This window comes from Streptomyces sp. NPDC006687, from assembly GCF_040636215.1.
Lineage (GTDB): Bacteria > Actinomycetota > Actinomycetes > Streptomycetales > Streptomycetaceae > Streptomyces.
Map to the genome: position 1 here is coordinate 282,834 of NZ_JBEYJJ010000004.1, position 20,689 is coordinate 303,522.

The following is a 20,689-nucleotide window of genomic DNA, read 5'->3' on the forward strand; positions in this document are numbered from 1 at the left end:
AGGAGCCCCGATGCGCATGCCCGGCGACGGCCCCGCACCCCGTACCCCCGCCGGCCACGCCACCCCGGCCACCCCCCTACGGCCGGACCGGCGTGCGGTCCTGGCGCTGGGGGCGGGAGCCGGGGCCGCCGTCCTGCTCCCCGGCGCCGCCTCCGCGCGGGCCGCCTCCGCGCGGGCCGCCTCCGCGCCGGCCGCAACCCCCGCCCCGGTGCCCGAGGCGGGCCGGCTGGCCCCGTACGCCTCCTACTGGTACCCCGACTCCCTCCCGGAGGGCGCCCCCGGCCCGGGGGTCGTCTGGCGCTCCCTCAAGCAGTGGACCGCGCAGGGGGATCCGGACCTGGCCCACAACACCGCCAGCGTCCCTCTGGCCCCACGGTTCACTCCCGTCCCGGCGAACGCGGACGCCCGCGCGGGCCAGGCCCGTATCGCCTCGCTCGTCTCCTTCGGGCCCACCGCCGCGAACCCCTCCCAGGGTTCGGCGACCGCCGACTTCTACGCCCTGACCCACTGGGCGTACCTCGACGAGCTGGTCTTCTGGGGCGGTTCGGCCGGCGAGGGCCTGGTCCTCGCGCCGAACGCGCCCGTGGTCGACGCCGCCCACCGCAACGGGGTCCCGGTCCTCGGAACGGTCTTCTTGCCGCCGGTCGCCTACGGCGGCGACCTGCGCTGGACACGCGAGCTGGTCCAGCGCGACGCCGGCGGCCGCTACCCGCTCGCGGAGAAACTGGCCGACGTGGCACGGGCGTACGGGTTCGACGGCTGGTTCGTCAACGCCGAGACGGACGGCGGGGACAGCGCGCTCGCCACCCGGATGCGGGGGTTCCTGCACGCCCTGCGGGCCGCGGGTCAGCCGCACGGGCTGCGCGTCACCTGGTACGACGCCATGAACAGCACCGGCGCGGTCGGCTGGCGCGGGGCGCTGGACGCGCTCAACCAGGAGTTCTTCGAGGACCGGTCGGGCCGGGTCTCGGACTCGCTGTTCGTGGACTTCCGCTGGACGCCCGCCTCACTGGCCTCCTCGGGCGCCCTCGCCGAACGCCTCGGCCGCTCCCGCCACGAGCTGTGGGCCGCCGTGGACGTGGGGTCCAAGGGCTGGGACTGCGAGGTGACCTGGGACGCGATCGTGCCGCGCGGCCGCGAGCACGTCGTCAGCCTCGGCCTCTACCGGCCCGAGTGGACCCGCGAGCACCTCGCCGACCGCTCCCCCGGCGCCTTCCACCGCGCCGACGACCGGTTCTGGACGGGCGAGTCCCTGGACCCCGCCCGGCCCGCGCCCGATGCCGTCTGGCGTGCGCCGGCCACGTCCGTCGCCGACCGGTCCACCGTCGCCGGCCTGCCGTTCGCCTGCTCCTTCAACACCGGGCACGGGCTGCGCTGGTACGAGGGCGGTCGCGCCGTGTCGGAGGAGCCCTGGAACCACCTCGGGCTCCAGGACCGGCTGCCGGGCCGCCGCTGGGTGGTGGACACCGAGGGGCGGCGTCCGGAGGTGTCCCTGGACTTCGCGGACGCCTGGCGCGGCGGGTCGAGCCTGCTCGTGACGGGCTCCCTCACCGCGCCGGCCGCCGTCGGGCTGCATGCCGTGCGGCTGCCGCTGACCCGCTCCACCGTGGCGGAGCTGGTCCACCGGGGCGGCGCGGGGGAGGCGGAGATCGCGTTCGGCGTCGCCGTCCGCGAGCCGGCCGCGCCGGGCGCCCCGGTCCCGTACACCTGGCTGGCGGCCGGTACGGCGAGCGGCGCCGGGTCCTGGCGGACCTCCCGGGTCCCCCTCGCGGCCCTGGCCGGTGAGACCGCGTACGCCCTTGCCGTACGGATCACCGCGCGCGGGACCACCCCGGTGTCCTGGCGGCTCGGCGCCCTGTCGGTACGCGACACCACCCCCGCCCGGCACCCGGCCCCGCCCTCGCACCTGACGGTCACCGCCTCGGCCCGCCGGGGCCCGGAGGCCGAGCTCCGCCTGTCCTGGCACCGCGCGCCGGGGCCGGTCCGGCACTACGAGCTGTACCGCCGCCTGCCGGACGGCACCCGCCGCTTCCTGGCCGGCACCTGCGGGACCGCCCTGTACCTGCCCCGCCTGGCCCGCGCCGGCCGGGAGCGGGCGGCCGCCTTCGAGCTGCGGGCGGTGGACGAGACGTACGCGGTCTCCGCCCCGGCCCGGGCCGGGTTCCGCTGGTGAGGGCTCAGCCGGTCAGGACTCAGTCCGCGCCCGGTTCGGTGCGCGGCACCGCCACCGTCACGCGCAGCCCGTGGGGCTCGTTGCGGGCGTAGGAGATCGTGCCGCCGCCGGTGGCCAGCAGGGCGCGGGAGATGGACAGGCCCAGCCCGGAGCCCTTGACGTTCTGGTGGCGGCCGCTGCGCCAGAAGCGGTCGCCGACGCGCAGCAGCTCCTCCTCGGTCAGGCCCGGCCCCCGGTCGGCGACCACGACGAGGGCGCTGGTGCGCTCCGCCGAGACGGAGACCTCGACCTCCTCACCCGCCGGGGTGAACTTCAGCGCGTTGTCGATGACGGCGTCGAGCGCGCTGGACAGGGCGATGGGGTCGGCCCAGCCGGTGACGGCGGAGCGGCCCGTCTCGGTGAGCCGTACGCCCTTCTCCTCGGCGTACGGCCGCCAGGAAGCCACCCGCTCGGCGGCGAGGGCGCCGATGTCGGTGAGGCTGATCTCGGCGGTGGCGTGCTCGGCCAGCGCGAGGTCGAGGAGGTCGTCGAGGACCTGGGCGAGGCGTTTGCCCTCGGTGCGCACGGAAGCGATCTCCTCGTTGCCCTCGGGGAGTTCGAGGGCGAGGAGCTCGATCCGCAGGAGCAGCGCGGCGAGCGGGTTGCGCAGCTGGTGGGAGGCGTCCGCGACGAACGCCCGCTGCTGCTCCAGTACCTCTTCGACGTTGTCGGCCATCTCGTTGAACGAACGGGCCAGCCGTCTGAGTTCCGGCGGCCCGCTCGCGGCCGCGACGCGGGAGTTCATCCGTCCGGTGGCGATGCCGTGGGCGGCGGCGTCCAGGGTCCGTACGGGCCGGAGCACCCAGCCGGTCAGGCGCAGGGCGGCGCCGAAGGCGGCCAGCATGGCGGCGGCGAGGCCGGCGGCGATGAGCAGCCAGCCGTGCAGGATCCGGGCGCGCATCTGGTCGGTGGGTGATTCGGTGGCGACGACGGCGACCACGTCCCCGTCGAGGACGACCGGGGAGACGACGAGGAGTTTGCCGTCGACCTGCCAGGGCCACACCTGTCCGGGGTCGTGGCTGCGGCGTCCGGCGAGGGCCTCCTCGAAGGAGCGCCGGGCCTCGCCGGAGTCGGGCAGCTGCCACCAGCCGGGCGCGCGGACCATGGCGTTGTCGTTGCGGTAAAAGATGCCGACGCGGATGCCGTACAGCTCCTGGTAGCGGGCGAGTTCCAGCTGGAGGGTGTCGCGGCGTTCGTCGGCTCCGGTGGCGCCGGAGCCCTCGGCGTCGATGACGAACTGGGCCAGGGCGGCGAAGCGGGCGCTGTCGTCGATCCGGTCGACCACCACCCGCTGCTGCTGGGCGGCGGCGAGGCTGACGGCGAGCGGGAACCCGAGGGCGAGCAGGACGCCCGCCATGAGGACGATGAGGAGCGGGAGCAGGCGGGCGCGCACGGCGGGACCCCGCTAGGGCGCGGCCGGGGTGACGAGCCGGTAGCCCACCCCGCGGACGGTCTCGATGAGCGCGGGCAGGCCGAGCTTGGAGCGCAGGGATGCGACATGGACCTCGAGGGTGCGGCCGGTCCCCTCCCAGCTGGTGCGCCAGACCTCGCTGATGATCTGCTCGCGGCGGAAGACCACGCCGGGCCGCTGCGCGAGCAGGGCCAGCAGGTCGAACTCCTTGCGGGTGAGCGGGACGTCGGTGCCGTTGACGGTGACGCGGCGGGTGGGCAGCGCGACGGCCACGGGGCCGAGCCGGACCACACCGGGTTCGCCGGTCGGACCGGGGCCGCCGCCGGGGTCGTCGGAGATGCCGGTGCGGCGGGCCACGGCGTGGATGCGGGCGAGGAGTTCGCCGGTGTCGTACGGCTTGACCACGTAGTCGTCGGCACCCATGTTGAGGCCGTGGATGCGGGAGCGGACGTCGCCGCGGGCGGTGACCATGATGACGGGGGTGCTGGTGCGCTTGCGGATCTTGCCGCACACCTCGTAACCGTCCTGGTCGGGCAGGCCGAGGTCCAGCAGGATCACCCCGTACGGGGAGGACGAGGGCTTGGCCCCGGCGGGCAGCAGCGCCTGGAGGGCCTCCTCGCCGTTGCGCGCGTGGGTCACCTGGAAGCCGTGCCGGGCGAGGATCGCGGACAGGGCGGCGGCGACGTGGTCGTCGTCCTCGACGAGCAGCAGTTTCATGGTCGTCCCCCTCTCCTTCTCTCGCTCTTCGTGTTCCGTTCCAAGGGCCACCAAGCATCCACGCCGATGAAGACTCCCACGTCAAGGGGGTCGCGGCCCGGCAGGTCTTCCGTTATGTACCCGGTACGCACCGGCCGGGCGCCGGCGCTCGCAGGGCACGGAGCGTATCGGCCCGAGGTCGTATCGTTATCGTTATCCTCAATTCTCGCTCAGATGTGATGACGGTGTGCGCGCCACGTCACTACTGTCCTCGCAACCGACGGAGGACGGAGCAAGAAGCCGATGAGCGGAGTATCAGTGGCCAAGGACGCACAGGACGCGGCGGGCGCCGCGGACGGCCTGGTCGTACTGAGCAACGTCAACAAGCACTTCGGCGCGCTGCACGTGCTTCAGGACATCGATCTGAGCATCGCCCGCGGCGAGGTCGTCGTGGTGATCGGTCCCTCGGGATCGGGCAAGTCGACGCTGTGCCGGACCATCAACCGGCTGGAGATTATCGATTCGGGCACCATCACGGTCGACGGGAAGGAACTGCCCTCGGAGGGGCGGGAACTGGCCCGGCTCCGCGCCGACGTGGGCATGGTCTTCCAGTCGTTCAACCTGTTCGCGCACAAGACGGTGCTGCAGAACGTGATGCTAGGTCAGCTCAAGGTCCGCAAGGCGGACCAGGCCACGGCGATGGAGAAGGCCAAGTCGCTGCTGGACCGGGTGGGCGTCGGCTCGCAGGCCGACAAGTACCCGGCGCAGCTGTCCGGCGGTCAGCAGCAGCGCGTCGCGATCGCCCGGGCGCTGGCGATGGACCCGAAGGTGATGCTCTTCGACGAGCCGACCTCGGCCCTCGACCCGGAGATGATCAACGAGGTGCTGGAGGTCATGCAGCAGCTCGCCCGCGAGGGGATGACCATGGTGGTCGTCACGCACGAGATGGGCTTCGCCCGCTCGGCGGCCAACCGCGTCGTCTTCATGGCCGACGGGAAGATCATCGAGCAGGCCACTCCCGACCAGTTCTTCAGCAACCCCAAGAGCGACCGCGCCAAGGACTTCCTGTCCAAGATCCTTCACCACTGACGCCCGCGTCTGGTAGTGATCCGGTCGACGGCGACCGCCGTCGCAGACGGCGTGTCCCGCTCGTCGTTCAACAACGTCTCACCTGAGGGAAGTTCACATGAAGGTTCTCAAGGCCGGCGCGGCAGTGGCCACGGCCGTCGTCCTCGCGCTGACGGCGACCGCCTGCGGCAGCGGCGACAAGAAGGACGGGGCGAGCGACGCGGGCGCCTCCGGCGACACCAAGTCGGGCAAGATCGCCATCGGCATCAAGTTCGACCAGCCCGGCCTGGGCCTGAAGACCCCCGACGGCAAGTTCGAGGGCTTCGACGTCGACGTGGCCACGTACGTGGCCAAGGAGCTCGGCTACCAGCCGGACCAGATCGAGTGGAAGCAGGCGGTCAGCGCCGAGCGCGAGAACCTGATCTCCAACGGCGACGTCAAGTTCATCGCCGCGACCTACTCGATCAACGACAAGCGCAAGGCGAAGGTCGACTTCGCGGGCCCGTACTTCCTGGCCCACCAGGACCTGCTGGTCCGCGCCGACGACTCCTCGATCACCAAGGTCGAGGACCTCAACAAGAAGAAGCTCTGCTCCGTCACGGGCTCCACCTCGGCGCAGAACGTCAAGAAGGACCTGGCTCCTGAGGCCGACCTCCAGCAGCTCCCGGGCTACTCCGAGTGCCTGACCGGCCTGGAGAACAAGTCCGTCGACGCGCTGACCACGGACGACTCGATCCTCGCCGGTTACGCCGCGCAGGAGAAGAACAAGGGCAAGTTCAAGCTCGTCGGTCTGAAGATGAGCAACGAGAACTACGGCATCGGTCTGAAGAAGGGCGACAAGGACCTCCAGACCAAGATCAACGCTGCTCTGAAGAAGATGGTCGCGGACGGCAGCTGGGAAGCGGCCGTGAAGAAGAACCTCGGCCCGGCCAACTACAAGAACGAGCCTGCCCCGCAGATCACCGAAGGCAGCTGATTTCCCGGTGGGGTGTGCCGCCGCCCGCCCGTCCGCGGGCGGCGGCACACCTCGCCGGCCATCCTGGGGAGAGCGCAGGGCATCGTGTTCGACTTTCTTGATTCCGGGCAGTACGACCTGCTCGGAGCCTTCTGGGTGACGGTTCAGCTCACCCTCTACTCGGCGGTGGGGTCCCTTATATGGGGCACCGTCCTGGCCGGGATGCGGGTCAGCCCGGTCCCGCTGATGCGGGCCTTCGGCACCGCGTACGTGAATCTGGTCCGCAACACCCCGCTGACCCTGCTGGTCATCGCCAGCTCGCTCGGCCTCAGCCAGACCCTCACCATCAATCTGGGCGGCGGGACCTTCAAGGAGATCGGCTTCCGCCTCGCCGTCCTCGCGCTGACCGCCTACACCGGCACCTTCGTCTGCGAGGCGCTGCGCTCGGGCATCAACACCGTGCCCGTGGGCCAGGCCGAAGCGGCCCGCGCGCTGGGGCTGAGCTTCTTCCAGGTGCTCACCCTGATCGTGCTCCCCCAGGCTTTCCGGGCGGTCATCGCGCCGCTCGCCAACGTACTGATCGCCCTCACCAAGAACACCACGGTGGCGGCGGCCATCGGCGTGGCCGAAGCGGCCCTGCTGATGAAGGAAATGATCGAGAACGAGGCGGACGCGCTCTTCGCCGTCTTCGGGATCTTCGCCCTCGGCTTCTGCCTGCTGACCCTGCCCACCGGTCTGCTGCTGGGCTGGGTGGCCAAGCGAGTGGCGGTGAAGCGATGACCTCGGTGCTGTACGACGTCCCCGGCCCCAAGGCCAAGACCCGCAACTGGATCTACACGGCCGTCTTCCTGGTCCTGTTCGCGCTCGCCGCCTGGTGGGTCCTGTCCGTCATGGCGGACAAGCACCAGCTCGACGCCGACAAGTGGAGCCCCTTCGTCACCGACGGCCGGGTCTGGACCACGTATCTGCTCCCCGGCCTCGGCGAGACCCTGAAGGCCGCCGCGGTCGCCATGCTGATCGCCCTGCCGCTGGGCGCCCTGCTGGGCGTCGGCCGGCTCTCCGACCACACCTGGGTGCGCGTTCCGGTCGGCGCGGTCGTGGAGTTCTTCCGCGCCATCCCCGTGCTGATGCTGATGATGTTCGGCTACGCGTTCTTCGTGCAGTTCGTGCCCGCCGTGGCCTCCGACTACCGGCCGATCTACGCGGTGGTCACCGGCCTGGTCCTGTACAACGCGGCCGTCATCGCCGAGATCGTCCGGGCGGGCGTGCTCTCCCTGCCGCGCGGCCAGACGGACGCCGCGAAGGCGATCGGCATGCGCAAGGGCCAGACCATGGTCCACGTGCTGATCCCGCAGGCCGTCACGGCGATGCTGCCCGCCCTGGTCAGCCAGCTCGTGGTGATCCTCAAGGACACCGCGCTCGGCGGTTCGCTGCTCGGCCTGACCGACCTGCTGGCCGCGAACCGGCAGATCTCGGCGAACTACAGCAACACCATCGCCACGCTCGCGGTCGTCGCCCTGCTCTACATCGCGGTGAACTTCGCCCTCACCACCTTCGCCTCCTGGCTGGAGGGCCGGCTGAGGAAGTCGAGGAAGAGCACCGGCGCGGTGGTCGCCGTGGCCGAGGTCGACGACCTGGCCACCGGGGCGAACTCGGCCGGCTGACCTCGGCGGCTGACGTCCGGTCAGCCCCGCGCGATGCGTAGCCTGTGTGGTGCGGCGGACGTTTCCGCCGCACCACACCGCTTTGTCCGTACCGGGGTCACTTGACGCAGGAACCTCCAGTGGGTTGCATACGTTCTGTGATCACATACCGGACATCGGGAGCCGCATCATGGACCCGGTGATCGTCGTCGGCTCGGGCCCCGTCGGACTCTCCCTGTCCCTCGCCCTGGCCGGCCACGGCGTGCCCTCCGTCCTGCTCGACGAAGGGCCCGGCAAGGACGAGCCCCGGCCCGCCCGCAGTGTCGTCCTGCACTCCGACACCGCGGCCATGGTCCACCGGCTGGGCTGTACGACCCTGCGCGACGAGGGCGCCCCGTACGCGGCCTGGCGCACCCTGCGTCGGCGTCAGGAGTCCCGGCGGATCACCTTCGAGGACCAGCCCGCCCCCCTGCACCTGCCGCAGCACGCCCTCACGCGCGGGCTGCGCGCCGCCGCCTCCGCGCACCCCCTGGTCCAGCTGGTCGCCGACACCCGGCTGGAGTCCCTGGAGCAGGACGACCGCGGGGTCACCGCGCGGACCCGGGGCGGGCAGGCCACCTGGTGGCGCGGCAGCCACCTGGCCGGCTGCGACGGCGCCCGCTCCACCGTGCGCAAGCTGCTCGGCATCCGCTTCCCCGGCCGGACCTCCGTCGAGCGGCACGCCGTGGCCGCGCTGCGCGCCGAACTCCCCTGGCCGGGCGAGGCCCTGCTGCACCGCAACCCGCCCTCCGGGCCCGAGGAGATCACCGCCCGGCCGCTGCCCGACGGGGTCTGGCGGCTGGACTGGCTGCTGCCCGCCCGCGGGGACCTCGTCACCCCGGACGCCCTCGTCACCCTGATCCGCGACACCCTGGCCCTGTGGTGCGGGGGCAGCACTCCCCCGTACGACCTCATCGACACCGGCGTGCACATCCAGCACCACCGCCTCGCCCGGCGCTGGCGGGACGGCCGGGCCTTCCTCGCGGGGGACGCCGCGCACCTGCTGGGCGCGCTCGGCACCCAGAGCGTCGAGGAGGGGCTGCGCGACGCGGAGAACCTGGCCTGGAAGCTGGCCCTGGACTGGCATCAGGGCGCCTCCGAGGCCCTGCTCGACAGCTACGAGGGCGAACGGCGCACGGCCGTCGCCGCACGGCTGCGCGCCGCCGACCAGACCATGCCCGTCCTGCGCGGCGGGGCCGGTCTGCGCAGCCTCCTTCCGGGGTCGGGGCGGTCCGCCGAGTCCCTCCTCACCGACGGGCATCTGGGCCGGGGGCCGCTGGGCGGCCGCCCGGTGTACGCCCCGCCGGTGGCCGTGCGGGAGGTTCCGACCGACACGGAGCCGGGCGGTCCCGTCGCGGACGTCCCCGTCTGCGCACCCGACGGGGCGACCGTCCCGCTGCGGGACCTGCTGGGCCGGGGGAAGCTGCTGGTGCTGCTGGTCGCGCCGGGTACCGGGGTGTGGGACCGGCGTCACTGGGCGGGGGCCGGGCTGATGCCCCGGCTCGCGGCGGCCGTGACCGCGCTCCCGGTGCCGGCCGAGCTGCTGGTGGCGGACGCCTACCCGGGGGCTCCGGCGCACACCGTCCTCCTGGTACGGCCCGACGGGCACCTCGCGGCGACCTTCGCCGGGGTACGCCCGGCCGAGCTGTACGCGGCGGCGGACGCGGTCCGGGCGGGGGCTCCGGCGGGCGATCCGGCGGGCGCTCCCGAGAGTGCTCCGGCGGGTGCTCCCGCCACACCCGCTCCCGTGATCGATTGACCGGCCTCGGGAACTCGTGGTTCACTCGCCGGCATGACCGGCAACGACGTACGCCTGTGGCGGAGGGTTCACATGGACCTGCTCCGCTACGCGGGCTGCGTGTGTCGCCCCTCCTGCTGATTCGCCTCTCCCCCGCGCGCCCCGCTGCCCTTCCGGGCCCGCGCGCCCCTTTCGCGAACCCCAGGACGGTCACTGCCCGATGTCTGCTTCCCTGTCCCCGCACGCCCCTGCCCGCTCCGCCGCCGCGCCCACCGCCGCGGAACTCCTCGACTTCGCCCTGCGCACCGCCGCCGACCCCGAACTCGTCGGCTCGCTCCCCCTGGACCCGGAGGGCCGCACCTGGATCCGGCTCGACGGGCCGGGCGGCAGCGAGGCGTGGCTGATCGGCTGGCCGCCGGGCACCGGCACCGGCTGGCACGACCACGCCGAGTCCCGGGGCGCGTTCGCGACCGCGCGGGGCCGGCTCACCGAGCACTCCCTGACGGTGCGGCTGCCCTCGGAGGGGTGGCGGAACCTGGAACTGGCCCCGGACGTGGACCGCACCCGCAGCCTCGGCGCCCTGACCGGGCGGGCGTTCGGGGAGCACCACGTCCACGAGGTGCTCAACGAGTCGGACTCCGAGCACGCCGTCTCGGTGCACGCGTACTACCCGCCGCTCCCCCTGATCCGCCGCTACAGCCGCAGCGGGCCGGTCCTGCGGCTGGAGCACATCGAGCGTCCGGCGGACTGGCAGTGAGCGCCCCGGTGGGTATCGACGAGCTCCTGGAACGGGTTCGCGCACGGTACACCCGGGTGGATCCGCAGGCCGCGTACGAGGCGTGGCGGGACGGGGACGCCCTGCTGGTGGACATCCGCTACCAGGCGCTGCGCGAGCGGGACGGGGTGATCCCGGGAGCGGTGGTGGTGGAGCGCAACGAACTGGAGTGGCGGCTGGACCCGCAGGGCTCGCACCGCCTCCCGGAGGCCGTCTCGCACGAGGTGCGGGTGGTGGTGATCTGCAACGAGGGCTACGCCTCCTCGCTGGCGGCGGCGTCGCTCCACGCGCTGGGGCTGCGCCGGGCGACGGACCTCACCGGCGGCTTCCAGGCATGGAAGTCCGCGGGCCTCCCCACGACCCCCGCCCCGACCCCGACCGAGGCCCCGGCGTAGGCCGGCCGCCGGGCAGCGGGGCCGCTGCCCGCCCGTCCTTCCACGGCCCCCGGCACCCCGCCGGGGGCCACCCGCGCCACCCGCGCCCCGCCCGGGGGCCGACGGGTCAGCCGCCCGGGTAGCCGAGGTCGTCGGCGTCCTCGCCCTCCGCCTCCAGTGCGCGGCGCACCACCCGCAGGGCCATGCCCTCGGGGTACCCCTTGCGCGCGAGCATCCCGGCCAGGCGCCGGATCCGCTTGTCGCGGTCCAGCCCCCGGGTCGAGCGGAGCTTGCGGTCCACGAGTTCCCGGGCGGTCTGCTCCTCCTGCTCGGAGTCCAGCTGTTCCAGCGCCTCCTGGACGAGGGTGGTGTGCACCCCCTTGGTCCGCAGCTCCTGCGCGAGGGCGCGGCGGGCCAGGCCCCGGCCGCGGTGCCGGGACTCGACCCAGGCTCCGGCGAAGGCGGCGTCGTCGATCAGGCCGACCTCCTCGTACCGGGAGAGGACCTCCTCGGAGACCTCCTCGGGGATGCCCCGCTTCGCCAGGGCGTCCGCGAGCTGCCGCCGGGTGCGCGGCATCCCGGTGAGCAGGCGCAGGCAGATCGCCCGTGCCTGCTCCTCGGGACTCTGGGGCGGCAGTTCCTGGCGGCCCTCCCGGCCACCCCTCGTCCTGCCGCCCCTTTCCCGCTCTTCCCGCACGGTCAGCTCTTGGCCACGGCGGCCTTGGCCGCCGGCTTGGCCTTCGACGCCGGGGCGGGCACGGAGGCGTCGCCCGGCGCCGCGGAAGCGGCCGCGTCGGCGCCCTCGGCGTCCTTGGCGTCCTTGCGCACGCCGACGCCCAGCTTCTCCTTGATCTTCCGCTCGATCTCGTTGGCGAGGTCGGGGTTGTCCTTCAGGAAGTTACGGGCGTTCTCCTTGCCCTGGCCGAGCTGGTCGCCCTCGTACGTGTACCAGGCGCCGGCCTTGCGGATGAAGCCGTGCTCCACGCCCATGTCGATCAGGCCGCCCTCGCGGCTGATGCCCTGGCCGTAGAGGATGTCGAACTCGGCCTGCTTGAAGGGGGGCGCGACCTTGTTCTTCACGACCTTGCAGCGGGTGCGGTTGCCGACCGCGTCCGTGCCGTCCTTCAGCGTCTCGATGCGGCGGATGTCGATGCGCACGGAGGCGTAGAACTTCAGCGCGCGGCCACCGGTCGTGGTCTCCGGGGAGCCGAACATCACGCCGATCTTCTCGCGGAGCTGGTTGATGAAGATCGCGGTGGTCTTGGACTGGTTCAGCGCACCCGTGATCTTGCGGAGCGCCTGGCTCATCAGGCGGGCCTGGAGACCGACGTGCGAGTCGCCCATCTCACCCTCGATCTCCGCCTTCGGCACGAGGGCCGCGACGGAGTCGATGACGATCAGGTCGAGGGCGCCGGAGCGCACCAGCATGTCGACGATCTCAAGGGCCTGCTCACCGGTGTCCGGCTGGGACAGGATCAGGTTGTCGGTGTCCACGCCGAGGGCCTTGGCGTACTCGGGGTCGAGCGCGTGCTCGGCGTCCACGAAGGCGACGGTGCCGCCGGCCTTCTGCGCGTTGGCCACGGCATGCAGCGTGAGGGTCGTCTTACCGGAGGACTCCGGGCCGTAGATCTCGACCACACGGCCGCGCGGCAGCCCGCCGACGCCGAGGGCGATGTCCAGCGCGGTCGACCCGGTGGGGATGACCTCGATGGGGTCGTTCGGCTTGTCGCCGAGGCGCATGACCGCACCCTTGCCGAATTGCCGTTCAATCTGTGCGAGCGCGGCGTCGAGAGCCTTCTCGCGGTCGGTGCCTGCCATGGGTTCCACCCGGTTTGCTTGAGTCGATCGCTTCACGCCATTGACGCTAACGCCTGCCACTGACAATGCGCTCCCACGCCCGTTTCGGCTGTGGATAACTCATCAGAATGGATGTTCGATTTCCCTGTCAAGCCGACCACGCCGCCCCCCGGCCGTGCCGCCCGTACGGGTGACCCACCGAACCCGTGCTACTTTTTGCGAGCGATCGTTCAACTATGGAGGCCGGGATGGGGCGAAGGCAGCTCTGGGACCAGGACGAGGTGCTGGCTTCGGCCATGCGGCTCTTCCGTGAGCGGGGGTACACCGGCGCCTCGGTGCGGGACATCGAGGAGGCCACCGGGGTGCATCCGGGGAGCCTGTACCGGACCTTCCGGAGCAAGGACGGCCTGTTCCACGCCGCCTTCGACGCCTACAACGAGCGGGTGGTGCGGGGCAGGGTCCGGATCCACCTGCTGGAACCGGCGGATCCCCTGCCCGGCATCCGCTCGTTCTTCGCCTCGGCGATCGAGACCGGCACCGAGCCCGACCCGGGCTGTCTGCTCACCAACACGGCCGTCGAGTCCTTCACCCTCCCCCAGGCCACCACCGGCGTGCACCACGGCCTGGCCGTGATCGAGGGCGGCTTCGCCGACGCGCTGACCCGCGCCCGGGACCGTGGTGACACACCGCCGGACCTCGACGTCAGGGCGACGGCGGCCCAGCTGCTCGCGCTCTACCAGGGCCTGCTGGTGCTCGTCCGGGCCGGCCTGCCCCGCACCACGCTGCACACCGTCACCGACGGCGCGATGGCGTCGATCGGCTCGCTGAGATCCCCACGAAAGCAGGACGACCATGAGTGACACCCAGCAGCTCTGGAACGACTACGCCGCCTGCTGGTCGGCCGCCCCCGCCGACCGGCTCGCCGCCCTCGCCGCGGTCGCGGTGGACGGGGTCGCCTACCGCGACCCCGGGACCGAGGTCGCCGGCCGGACCGAACTGGCCGGCTACATGGCCGGCTTCGCCGGAGCCTTCCCCGGCCACCGTTTCCGCATCGACGACGTACTGGAACACCACGGCCGCTCCCTCGCCCGCTGGACCCAGCTCGACGAGCAGGGCGGACCCGCGTCGGCCGGCATCAGCACCGCCCGCCACCACGAGGACGGCCGCCTCACCGACATCACCGGCTTCTTCCTCCCCGCCTGAGGCCGGCCGCGGAAGGCGAGGGCGCCCTCCGGGGCGCCGTCATGCCCCACCCTGTGGCGGGCGCCACATCGGCCGGCTGTCACGTTCCGCCGGCCCGGCCTGTCCCCATGGCGACCCCTGTCGAGGAGGACACCATGGAGACCGTGACCGTCGAGCGCTTCATCGCCGCGCCCGTCCAGGACGTGTTCGGCTGGCTGACCACGACCACCCACTACGAGGCGTCGCCCCTCGTACTGCGCTGCCGGCTGGCCCGGCGCGGCGCCGGAGCGGCCTACGGGGTCGGGGCCGTCCGGCGCCACCTGTGGCTCACCGGGTGGTTCGAGGAGCACATCACCCGGTACGAGCCCCCGTACCTCACCGAGTACGTCGTCGTGCGGAGCCTGCCGCCGGCCCGGCACGAGCTCGGGCGGATGACCTTCACCGAGGCCGACGGCGGCACCCACGTCCGCTGGAGCACGCGCGCCGAGATCCGCGTCCCCTTCCTCGGCGCCGGGCCCACGCGCCGGCTGACCCGCCTGATCGCCCGGCCGCTGATCATCCGGGCCTTCGGCAGCATCCTGGACGCCGCCGCCGCGGCCCTCACCCGGTGACGGGCGGGGTCACGGCTTCGGCAGGGTGCAGCCCGGGCGGTTCAGGTCGATCTGGTTGCCGGGGCCGATGCAGGGGACGAGGATGTACGTCTCCTGGGCGTAGTTGATGCCCTGGCGGACCGTCACGTTGCCGGCCTCGTCCACCTCGCACGGGTTGTTCTCCGTGCAGCGCTGGCCGTCCTCGTTGCCGGTGTTGTTGACGGCGACGACCTTGCCGGTCGTCGTGTCGATCACCGGCGAGCCGGACGTGCCGCCGATGGTGTTGCAGGCCGAGGTGTAGCGGACCGAGTCCTTCCAGGTCCAGTCGCCCTCCTTGAGCCGGTACACGAACCCGTCCACGCTGCAGCTGTAGGTGCGCTTCCAGTACCCGGAGACCACCTTGATCGAGGAACCCTGCACCGGGTGCGCGTCGTTGAGGGTGAGGGCGGTGATGCCGTACTGGCTCTGGATCTGCGCGTACGTCTTGGTCAGCTGGTAGAGCGAGACGTCGGTGTCCGTCATCGTCCCGTACGCGATCTTGCTCGCCCGGAGCGTCCCGACCGAGGAGCCGGAGGCGTTGAGGAGGGAGAAGCTGCGGCTGGAGGCACGGTTGACGAGCACCTCGCCGGCGGCCGGGAATCCGGTCTCCAGGCAGTGTCCGTTGGAGAGGACGAGCGCGGGGTCGCCCGGCTGCGAGCTGGGCGTGCGGACGACGGAACCGGAACAGTTGCTGAGCGCGACCGTGCCCGCGTAGGTGACGGCGGCGGCCCGCTGGGGCGTGGGGGTCTGGGCCACGGCCGGTGTCGCTGCCGCTCCGGTCAGGAGCAGGGACAACACGGCGCCGGCGAGAGGCTTGTTCATGTGGGGGTTCCCCTCTGGTGACGAATGCGACCGAAGATCCTTCGGTTGACATGTGCACTGCATTCTTGGTCCAGCGGAGTCAACACACAAGAGGGCATGGGGAGTTGGCGGGCCAGACGGCCGAAGGGCGTTGCCGGGAAACGGAATCAAACCTTCCAACACCCCGCGAGACGGGCGGCGGCCCCCAATTCGGGGCGCATGTCCCACACCCCCGGGCTGGCGCGGAACAGCCCCCGCATGGCCGGTACTCTGCGGTGCCCCCGACGACGGGGGCGTGAAATTCCGCTCAGGAGGACCCATGGCCGTCAAGAAGGCCACGATCCAGCAGCAGGTGGCCGAAGCACTCGCCCAGGCCAACCCCGCCGACCGCCCCCTCGTCACCATCCAGGCCATCGCCGGCCCGAGCGTGTGGCTGATGAGCATGCTCGGCCTCATCGGCCAGGCGTTCCTCAGCTACTACTTCGTCACCGTGACCGAGCAGGCCGTGGTGCTCCACCGGGCGAGCCGGATGAGCAACCGCCCGCAGGAGATCGTCTTCGCCATACCGCCCCACGAGGCCGTCGGCGCCATCACCGAGGTCAAGCGCAACGCCCTCTGGAGCTCCTTCCGGATGCAGCTCCCCGGCCAGGCCACCCCGACCCGCATGAACGTGCACCGCATCTGGCGGAACGAGATGGACCAGGTCATCGGTCTGCTGACGGCCCAGAACCAGCCGGCCGCCTGAGACCCCGGGGGAGGGTCATTCCCACCCGTCCCCCACCCTTCAGTCGCTAAGTGACAACCCGTGGTTGACACCTCCTGGGTGTCAACCTACGGTTGCACTTATGACGAACCCTTCCGTGGAACCCGTCCGCGTAGCCAACCCCGTCCGCCTCGACGACCTGATCGAGGCCATCAAGAACTCCCACGCCGACACCCTGGAGCAGCTGAGCGGCGCCGTCGTCACGGCCGAGCACCTCGGTGACGTCGCGGACCACCTCATCGGCCACTTCGTCGACCAGGCCCGCCGCTCCGGCGCCTCCTGGACCGACATCGGCCGCAGCATGGGCGTCACCCGCCAGGCCGCCCAGAAGCGCTTCGTCCCCAAGGCCGACAAGGAGGGCGAGCCGGGCCTGGACCCCCAGGCGGGCTTCGCCCGGTTCACCCCGCGCGCCCGCAACGTCGTCATCGGCTCGCAGAACGAGGCCCGCGCCGCCGGCAACGCCGAGATCCGCACCGAGCACCTGGTGCTGGGCCTGCTGGCCGAGCCCGAGGGACTCGCCGGACGCGTCATGGACGCCCAGGGCATCACGGCGGACGCCGTGCGCTCCGCCGCCACCGCCACCCTGCCCCCGGCGGCCGAGGAGATGCCCGCCCTGGTCCCCTTCGACGCCGACGCCAAGAAGGCCCTGGAGCTCACCTTCCGCGAGGCCCTGCGCCTGGGCCACGGCTACGTGGGCACCGAGCACATCCTGCTCGCCCTGCTGGAGCTGGAGAACGGCGAGGGCACGCTCAGCGGGCTCGGCCTGGACAAGGCCGCCGTCGAGACGGCCGTCACCGAAGCCCTGGAAGCCGTACTCGGCGCGGACGGGCAGCAGCGGTAGGCCCGCCGCCGGCAGAGCCGCCCGCGTCGTCGCCGCCGGACTCGCCCGTCACCTCGTACCGCTTCACGTACGCGCCGAGGAACGCCTGCAGGGTGGCGACGGCCGGGATCGCGATGAGCGCCCCGACGGCGCCCAGCAGGGCGGTCCCGGCGATGACGGAGCCGAAGGCCACCGCCGGGTGGATGTCCACCGTCCGGGCGGTGAGCTTCGGCTGGAGGACGTAGTTCTCGAACTGCTGGTAGACCACGACGAACCCGAGGACGTACACCGCGTACCAGGGGTCGATGGTGAAGGCGATCAGCGTCGGCAGCGCGCCCGCCAGATAGGTGCCGATGGTGGGGATGAACTGGGAGACCAGCCCCACCCACACCGCGAGCGCGGGCGCGTACGGCACCCCGAGGACCACGAACACCACGTAGTGCGCCACACCGGAGACCAGCGCCATCAGCCCGCGCGAGTACAGGTACCCGCCGGTCTTGGCGACGGCGATCTCCCAGGCCCGCAGGACCTCCGACTGCTTCGCCGGCGGCAGCACCGAGCACAGCGCCCGCCGCAGCCGGGGCCCGTCGGCGGCGAAGTAGAAGGAGAACAGCCCGACCGTCAGCAGCCGGAAGAGCCCGCCGAGGACGGTGGTGGACACGTCGAGCACCCCGCTGGCGCTGTTCTGCACGTACTTCTGGAGCCAGTCGGAGTGCAGCAGGCTGTCCTGGATCTCCAGGCGGGACAGTTCGGTGTGGAAGGTGCGGTTGATCGAGTCGATCACCATGTCGAGGTAGTGGGGGAAGCCCTCCACCATGTCGACGATCTGCCCGGCGAGCATCGAGCCGAGCAGGGCGAGGAACCCGGCGGTCGCGGCGAACACACCCAGGAACACCAGGAAGGTGGCCAGCCCGCGGCGCATGCCGCGGGCCGCCATCCGGGCCACGGCGGGTTCGATCGCCAGCGCCAGGAAGAAGGCGATCAGGATGTTGACGAGCAGCCCGGTCAGCTGGTGGAAGGCCCAGCTGCCGAGCTGGAAGCAGGCGACGAGCGCCAGTACGAGGACCACCGCGCGCGGCAGCCAGCGCGGCATCCGCGCCTGTGCCGGGGCGGGGGTCCCGGGCCCCGCGTGCGTGGTCGGCCCTGCCGGGGGCGGGGGGCCGGGGAGCTCCGCGCGCGGCGGGTCCTCGGGGCGTTCGGTCGTCTCGTCTGTCGCTTCCACGCCGCCCAGTCTGTCCCACCGGCCCGCCGGACCACGAAGCGGCCGCGGCCACCGAGCCGCCCGGACCACGAAGCCCGCCGGACCGCTCAGCCCGCTGGACCACGCAGCCCGCTGGACCACGGGGCCAACCTGCCCGCGCAGCCCGCCGGACCGCGGAGCCGACCTGACCGCGAAGCCGGCCTGACCACGGGCCGGCCTGACCGCGCAGCCCGCCGGACCACGAAGCCGCCCGTGCCGCGGCCGGGCCCTGCCGGCGCGCGGCGCCCTGCCGGCGTGCGGCGCCCCCGAGGTGTCAGCGCAGCGAAGCCGGCACGTCCATCGCCGTGCACACCGCGCGCCACACGTCCTTCGCTTCCCAGCCCGCCTCCAGCGCCTGCTGGACCGTGCGCCCGCCGAGCTCGGACATGACATGGTCCCGGGCGAAGGAGTCCGCGTAGGCGGCGCCGAAGTGCTCCGCCATCCGCTCCCAGAAAATCGTCAACCGCATGCCCCCAGTATCCCGCCCCGGGGAGTGCACCTCCCCGTCACCGCCCTCCGGCGCCCTACGGTGGCTCGCATGCCTGGAGACGAAGCTTCCGCGCCCGCACCGGCCGCACCGGCCGCGCTGGCCCGTGCCGAGCAGTTCATCTGGCTCACGGCCCGGGTGCTGGAGCAGCGCCGGTTCGCCCACCACTTCCTCGGCGGGGACGCCGACGCGGTCGACACCGCCCTCAACGCCTACCTGGGGGCCGACGGCGGCTACGGCCACGCCCTCGACCCCGATCTGCGCGGCCCGCTGAGCCAGCCCCCGCACACGGCGCACGCTCTGCGGATCCTCGACGGCCTCGGCCGCTGCGCCGGGCAGCGCATCGAACGCCTCTGCCGCCACCTGAGCCGCATCTCCACCCCGGAGGGAGCACTTCCGCTGGCCATCCCCGTCCCGCGCGGCCATCCCGCCGCGCCGTGGCACCCGGTGCGCGAGGACCCGCCGGGCGAGCTGGCGACGACGGGCCCGGTCGTGGGGCTCTTGCACCGCAACCGGATCTGGGACGCCTGGCTCTTCCGGGCCACGGAGTTCTGCTGGGAGCGGATCGAGACGCTGCGCCACCCGCATCCGTACGAGGTCCAGGGCGCGGTCGCCTTCCTCGACGGGGTCCCCGACCGGGCCCGCGCGGCGGCGGCCGCCGACCGGCTGGGCCGGCTGGTGCGCGAGCGGCGCCTGGCGGTGCTCGACCCTGCCCGGTCCGAGGAGTACCCCGTCGCCCCGGGCTGCGCACCGGGCGAGCGGCTGTTCCCGTACGACTACGCCCGGCGGCCCGAGTCACCGGCGCGGAGCTGGTTCACCGACGAGGAGATGCGCCGCTGCCTGGACTTCCTCGCGGCGCAGCAGCAGCCCGACGGCGGCTGGCCGGTGCACCGCCGGGCCTGGGCCCCGGGCAGCGCCCTGGAGCGGCGCCCGATCGCCACCATCGAGGCCCTGCTGACCCTGAGGGCGTACGGGCGGCCCCTGACCTAGGCCGTCGCTCAGCCGCCGAAGGCCCGTACGGCGGCGGTCACCACCACCGCCGCCCCGACCACCACCAGGAACGGGGCGCGCAGCAGCAGCGCGACGGCGGCGGCCGCGAGCCCGGCGGCGCGGGCGTCGAGGACCAGCGCGTGGCCGGTGCTGAAGGTCTGCTGGGCGGTGAGGGCGGCGAGCAGGGCCACCGGCAGGAGGGCCGAGAGCCTGCGCACGGCGGGCCGCTCCAGGACCCCGGCGGGGACGAGGAGTCCGGCGAGCTTGACGGCGTAGCAGCCGGCGACGGTGAGCCCGATGGCGATCCAGACGTTCACGAGCGCCTTCCCTTCAGCCACAACACGGCGGGCGCGGCCAGCGCGGCGATCAGTACGGGCACCCCGGCGGGCAGGACGGGCAGGAAGCCCAGCCCGAGGACGAGCGCGAGCGCGGCGACGGCCCGTTCGGTGGTGCTCTTGAGCATGGGGGCGAGGAGGGCGAGGAACACGGCGGGCCCGGCGGCGTCCAGCCCCCACGCGGCGGTGTCCCCGAGGGCTTCGGCGCCGAGCGCGCCGAGCAGGGTGGTGAGGTTCCACAGCAGGTACAGGCTGAGCCCGGTGACGGTGAACCCCAGCCGGGCCGACCTGCGGTCGGGCTGGGCGAGGGCCACGGCGGTGGTCTCGTCGATGACCCAGTGCGCGGCGAGCGGGCGTACGGCCTTCGGCAGGGCGAGCAGCTGCGACAGCCGCAGCCCGTAGAAGGCGTTGCGGGTCCCGAGGAAGAAGGCCCCGGCGGCGGCGGTGAACGGGTTCCCGCCCGCGGCCAGCGCCCCGACCAGCGCGAACTGCGAGGCTCCGGTGAACACCAGCAGGCTCAGCGCACACGCCTGGAGCACGCTGATCCCGGCGCCGGCGGCGGTCACCCCGAACGCGAACCCGGACAGCCCGACGGCCACCCCGACGCCGAGCGCGTCCCGTACGACAGCGGCCCGCGGCCGCCGGGCGGCCCCGTCGGGGGCCTCTGGTATCACTTTCTGCTCTGTTCTCACCCGGCGAAGGTAGGCGCCGGCCGGGCGCCCGGTCTTGTACGT

The 20,689-nt window shown here is 72.8% G+C and carries 23 protein-coding genes and 1 pseudogene; 15 read left to right on the forward strand and 9 right to left on the reverse strand.

Annotated features, from left to right (window positions below; all coding sequences use genetic code 11):
• The first annotated feature begins 16 nt into the window (after positions 1–16).
• Complete coding sequence (locus tag ABZ716_RS07675; protein ID WP_358957462.1) at positions 17–2,173, forward strand: endo-beta-N-acetylglucosaminidase; 2,157 nt, start codon at positions 17–19, stop codon at positions 2,171–2,173.
• A 19-nt stretch (positions 2,174–2,192) separates the two neighbouring features.
• Here ABZ716_RS07675 and ABZ716_RS07680 read toward each other — a convergent pair whose 3' ends face one another.
• Together ABZ716_RS07680 and ABZ716_RS07685 are read right to left on the reverse strand one after the other, a co-directional pair.
• Positions 2,193–3,605, reverse strand: a complete 1,413-nt coding sequence (locus tag ABZ716_RS07680; RefSeq protein WP_358812713.1) for a HAMP domain-containing sensor histidine kinase — start codon at positions 3,603–3,605, stop codon at positions 2,193–2,195.
• 12 nt (positions 3,606–3,617) lie between these two features.
• Positions 3,618–4,340, reverse strand: a complete 723-nt coding sequence (locus ABZ716_RS07685; RefSeq protein ID WP_358812712.1) for a response regulator transcription factor — start codon at positions 4,338–4,340, stop codon at positions 3,618–3,620.
• 282 nt (positions 4,341–4,622) lie between these two features.
• On the opposite strand from ABZ716_RS07685, the gene ABZ716_RS07690 reads away from it, so the two are divergent.
• The 8 genes from ABZ716_RS07690 to ABZ716_RS07725 all read left to right on the forward strand — a co-directional run bounded on the left by ABZ716_RS07690 (position 4,623) and on the right by ABZ716_RS07725 (position 10,932).
• Positions 4,623–5,408, forward strand: coding sequence for an amino acid ABC transporter ATP-binding protein (locus tag ABZ716_RS07690; protein WP_358957410.1), 786 nt, complete (start codon positions 4,623–4,625; stop codon positions 5,406–5,408).
• Between the two features lie 97 nt (positions 5,409–5,505).
• A complete protein-coding gene (locus ABZ716_RS07695; protein WP_358957412.1) occupies positions 5,506–6,363 on the forward strand; it encodes a glutamate ABC transporter substrate-binding protein in 858 nt (285 codons plus the stop codon).
• A gap of 84 nt (positions 6,364–6,447) precedes the next feature.
• Positions 6,448–7,122: an ABC transporter permease subunit gene (locus ABZ716_RS07700; RefSeq protein WP_351880769.1), complete on the forward strand. Its 675-nt coding sequence runs from the start codon at positions 6,448–6,450 to the stop codon at positions 7,120–7,122.
• A complete protein-coding gene (locus ABZ716_RS07705) occupies positions 7,119–8,006 on the forward strand; it encodes an amino acid ABC transporter permease (protein ID WP_358957414.1) in 888 nt (295 codons plus the stop codon). Before ABZ716_RS07700 ends, ABZ716_RS07705 begins: the two co-directional genes overlap by 4 nt.
• 169 nt (positions 8,007–8,175) lie before the next feature.
• On the forward strand, positions 8,176–9,783 hold the full coding sequence (locus ABZ716_RS07710) for an FAD-dependent monooxygenase (RefSeq protein ID WP_358812709.1): 1,608 nt from the start codon (positions 8,176–8,178) through the stop codon (positions 9,781–9,783).
• 33 nt (positions 9,784–9,816) lie between these two features.
• Positions 9,817–9,903 carry a putative leader peptide gene (locus tag ABZ716_RS07715; protein ID WP_311318651.1) on the forward strand — a complete coding sequence of 29 codons (87 nt, stop codon included), beginning with the start codon at positions 9,817–9,819 and terminating at the stop codon, positions 9,901–9,903.
• A gap of 79 nt (positions 9,904–9,982) precedes the next feature.
• Positions 9,983–10,519 carry a cysteine dioxygenase gene (locus ABZ716_RS07720; RefSeq protein WP_358957416.1) on the forward strand — a complete coding sequence of 179 codons (537 nt, stop codon included), beginning with the start codon at positions 9,983–9,985 and terminating at the stop codon, positions 10,517–10,519.
• A complete protein-coding gene (locus ABZ716_RS07725; protein WP_355967296.1) occupies positions 10,510–10,932 on the forward strand; it encodes a rhodanese-like domain-containing protein in 423 nt (140 codons plus the stop codon). Before ABZ716_RS07720 ends, ABZ716_RS07725 begins: the two co-directional genes overlap by 10 nt.
• A 106-nt stretch (positions 10,933–11,038) precedes the next feature.
• Here the strand turns inward: ABZ716_RS07725 and recX are convergent.
• Both recX and recA read right to left on the reverse strand, forming a co-directional pair.
• A pseudogene (gene recX, locus ABZ716_RS07730) lies at positions 11,039–11,719 on the reverse strand (recombination regulator RecX); the annotation flags it as partial.
• Positions 11,611–12,729 (reverse strand): recombinase RecA, encoded by a 1,119-nt coding sequence (recA, locus tag ABZ716_RS07735; RefSeq protein WP_351880780.1) that lies wholly within the window; start codon positions 12,727–12,729, stop codon positions 11,611–11,613. The pseudogene recX and the gene recA, both read right to left, overlap by 109 nt.
• A 227-nt stretch (positions 12,730–12,956) precedes the next feature.
• Between recA and ABZ716_RS07740 the strand changes: the two genes are divergently transcribed.
• The 3 genes from ABZ716_RS07740 (at position 12,957) to ABZ716_RS07750 (ending at position 14,501) form a co-directional block, all read left to right on the forward strand.
• Positions 12,957–13,568: a TetR/AcrR family transcriptional regulator gene (locus ABZ716_RS07740; RefSeq protein ID WP_358812708.1), complete on the forward strand. Its 612-nt coding sequence runs from the start codon at positions 12,957–12,959 to the stop codon at positions 13,566–13,568.
• Positions 13,561–13,911: a nuclear transport factor 2 family protein gene (locus tag ABZ716_RS07745; protein ID WP_358812707.1), complete on the forward strand. Its 351-nt coding sequence runs from the start codon at positions 13,561–13,563 to the stop codon at positions 13,909–13,911. The genes ABZ716_RS07740 and ABZ716_RS07745 overlap by 8 nt, the downstream gene beginning before the upstream one ends.
• A 134-nt stretch (positions 13,912–14,045) precedes the next feature.
• The gene (locus tag ABZ716_RS07750; RefSeq protein WP_358812782.1) at positions 14,046–14,501 is read left to right on the forward strand and encodes an SRPBCC family protein; all 456 of its coding nucleotides are present in this window, start codon (positions 14,046–14,048) and stop codon (positions 14,499–14,501) included.
• A 9-nt stretch (positions 14,502–14,510) separates the two neighbouring features.
• On the opposite strand, the gene ABZ716_RS07755 is transcribed toward ABZ716_RS07750, so the two are convergent.
• Complete coding sequence (locus ABZ716_RS07755) at positions 14,511–15,341, reverse strand: serine protease (protein ID WP_358812706.1); 831 nt, start codon at positions 15,339–15,341, stop codon at positions 14,511–14,513.
• Positions 15,342–15,639: 298 nt separating this feature from the next.
• Here ABZ716_RS07755 and ABZ716_RS07760 point away from each other — a divergent pair, with 298 nt between their 5' ends.
• Positions 15,640–16,065: a hypothetical protein gene (locus ABZ716_RS07760; RefSeq protein ID WP_358957418.1), complete on the forward strand. Its 426-nt coding sequence runs from the start codon at positions 15,640–15,642 to the stop codon at positions 16,063–16,065.
• A 100-nt stretch (positions 16,066–16,165) separates the two neighbouring features.
• A complete protein-coding gene (locus ABZ716_RS07765) occupies positions 16,166–16,924 on the forward strand; it encodes a Clp protease N-terminal domain-containing protein (protein ID WP_358957421.1) in 759 nt (252 codons plus the stop codon).
• Here the strand turns inward: ABZ716_RS07765 and ABZ716_RS07770 are convergent.
• Both ABZ716_RS07770 and ABZ716_RS07775 read right to left on the reverse strand, forming a co-directional pair.
• Complete coding sequence (locus ABZ716_RS07770) at positions 16,875–17,996, reverse strand: AI-2E family transporter (protein WP_358812781.1); 1,122 nt, start codon at positions 17,994–17,996, stop codon at positions 16,875–16,877. The two genes, ABZ716_RS07765 and ABZ716_RS07770, sit on opposite strands and share 50 nt — an antisense overlap.
• A gap of 421 nt (positions 17,997–18,417) precedes the next feature.
• On the reverse strand, positions 18,418–18,612 hold the full coding sequence (locus ABZ716_RS07775) for a DUF3046 domain-containing protein (RefSeq protein ID WP_358812703.1): 195 nt from the start codon (positions 18,610–18,612) through the stop codon (positions 18,418–18,420).
• A gap of 69 nt (positions 18,613–18,681) precedes the next feature.
• Here ABZ716_RS07775 and ABZ716_RS07780 point away from each other — a divergent pair, with 69 nt between their 5' ends.
• Positions 18,682–19,620, forward strand: a complete 939-nt coding sequence (locus ABZ716_RS07780; protein ID WP_358957423.1) for a hypothetical protein — start codon at positions 18,682–18,684, stop codon at positions 19,618–19,620.
• Between the two features lie 8 nt (positions 19,621–19,628).
• Here the strand turns inward: ABZ716_RS07780 and ABZ716_RS07785 are convergent, their stop codons facing one another.
• Together ABZ716_RS07785 and ABZ716_RS07790 are read right to left on the reverse strand one after the other, a co-directional pair.
• Positions 19,629–19,937: an AzlD domain-containing protein gene (locus ABZ716_RS07785; RefSeq protein ID WP_351880806.1), complete on the reverse strand. Its 309-nt coding sequence runs from the start codon at positions 19,935–19,937 to the stop codon at positions 19,629–19,631.
• Positions 19,934–20,629, reverse strand: coding sequence for an AzlC family ABC transporter permease (locus ABZ716_RS07790; RefSeq protein ID WP_351880809.1), 696 nt, complete (start codon positions 20,627–20,629; stop codon positions 19,934–19,936). Before ABZ716_RS07790 ends, ABZ716_RS07785 begins: the two co-directional genes overlap by 4 nt.
• Positions 20,630–20,689: the final 60 nt, after the last annotated feature.

Bases quoted from the DNA above. Each gene is read 5' to 3' on its own strand.
- ABZ716_RS07675 (WP_358957462.1), top strand. From the start codon at position 17: ATGCCCGGCGACGGCCCCGCACCCCGTACCCCCGCCGGCCACGCCACC.
- ABZ716_RS07685 (WP_358812712.1), bottom strand. From the start codon at position 4,340: ATGAAACTGCTGCTCGTCGAGGACGACGACCACGTCGCCGCCGCCCTG.
- ABZ716_RS07690 (WP_358957410.1), top strand. From the start codon at position 4,623: ATGAGCGGAGTATCAGTGGCCAAGGACGCACAGGACGCGGCGGGCGCC.
- ABZ716_RS07695 (WP_358957412.1), top strand. From the start codon at position 5,506: ATGAAGGTTCTCAAGGCCGGCGCGGCAGTGGCCACGGCCGTCGTCCTC.
- ABZ716_RS07705 (WP_358957414.1), top strand. From the start codon at position 7,119: ATGACCTCGGTGCTGTACGACGTCCCCGGCCCCAAGGCCAAGACCCGC.
- ABZ716_RS07710 (WP_358812709.1), top strand. From the start codon at position 8,176: ATGGACCCGGTGATCGTCGTCGGCTCGGGCCCCGTCGGACTCTCCCTG.
- ABZ716_RS07715 (WP_311318651.1), top strand. From the start codon at position 9,817: ATGACCGGCAACGACGTACGCCTGTGGCGGAGGGTTCACATGGACCTG.
- ABZ716_RS07720 (WP_358957416.1), top strand. From the start codon at position 9,983: ATGTCTGCTTCCCTGTCCCCGCACGCCCCTGCCCGCTCCGCCGCCGCG.
- recA (WP_351880780.1), bottom strand. From the start codon at position 12,729: ATGGCAGGCACCGACCGCGAGAAGGCTCTCGACGCCGCGCTCGCACAG.
- ABZ716_RS07740 (WP_358812708.1), top strand. From the start codon at position 12,957: ATGGGGCGAAGGCAGCTCTGGGACCAGGACGAGGTGCTGGCTTCGGCC.
- ABZ716_RS07745 (WP_358812707.1), top strand. From the start codon at position 13,561: ATGAGTGACACCCAGCAGCTCTGGAACGACTACGCCGCCTGCTGGTCG.
- ABZ716_RS07750 (WP_358812782.1), top strand. From the start codon at position 14,046: ATGGAGACCGTGACCGTCGAGCGCTTCATCGCCGCGCCCGTCCAGGAC.
- ABZ716_RS07755 (WP_358812706.1), bottom strand. From the start codon at position 15,341: ATGAACAAGCCTCTCGCCGGCGCCGTGTTGTCCCTGCTCCTGACCGGA.
- ABZ716_RS07760 (WP_358957418.1), top strand. From the start codon at position 15,640: ATGGCCGTCAAGAAGGCCACGATCCAGCAGCAGGTGGCCGAAGCACTC.
- ABZ716_RS07765 (WP_358957421.1), top strand. From the start codon at position 16,166: ATGACGAACCCTTCCGTGGAACCCGTCCGCGTAGCCAACCCCGTCCGC.
- ABZ716_RS07770 (WP_358812781.1), bottom strand. From the start codon at position 17,996: ATGCCGCGCTGGCTGCCGCGCGCGGTGGTCCTCGTACTGGCGCTCGTC.
- ABZ716_RS07775 (WP_358812703.1), bottom strand. From the start codon at position 18,612: ATGCGGTTGACGATTTTCTGGGAGCGGATGGCGGAGCACTTCGGCGCC.
- ABZ716_RS07780 (WP_358957423.1), top strand. From the start codon at position 18,682: ATGCCTGGAGACGAAGCTTCCGCGCCCGCACCGGCCGCACCGGCCGCG.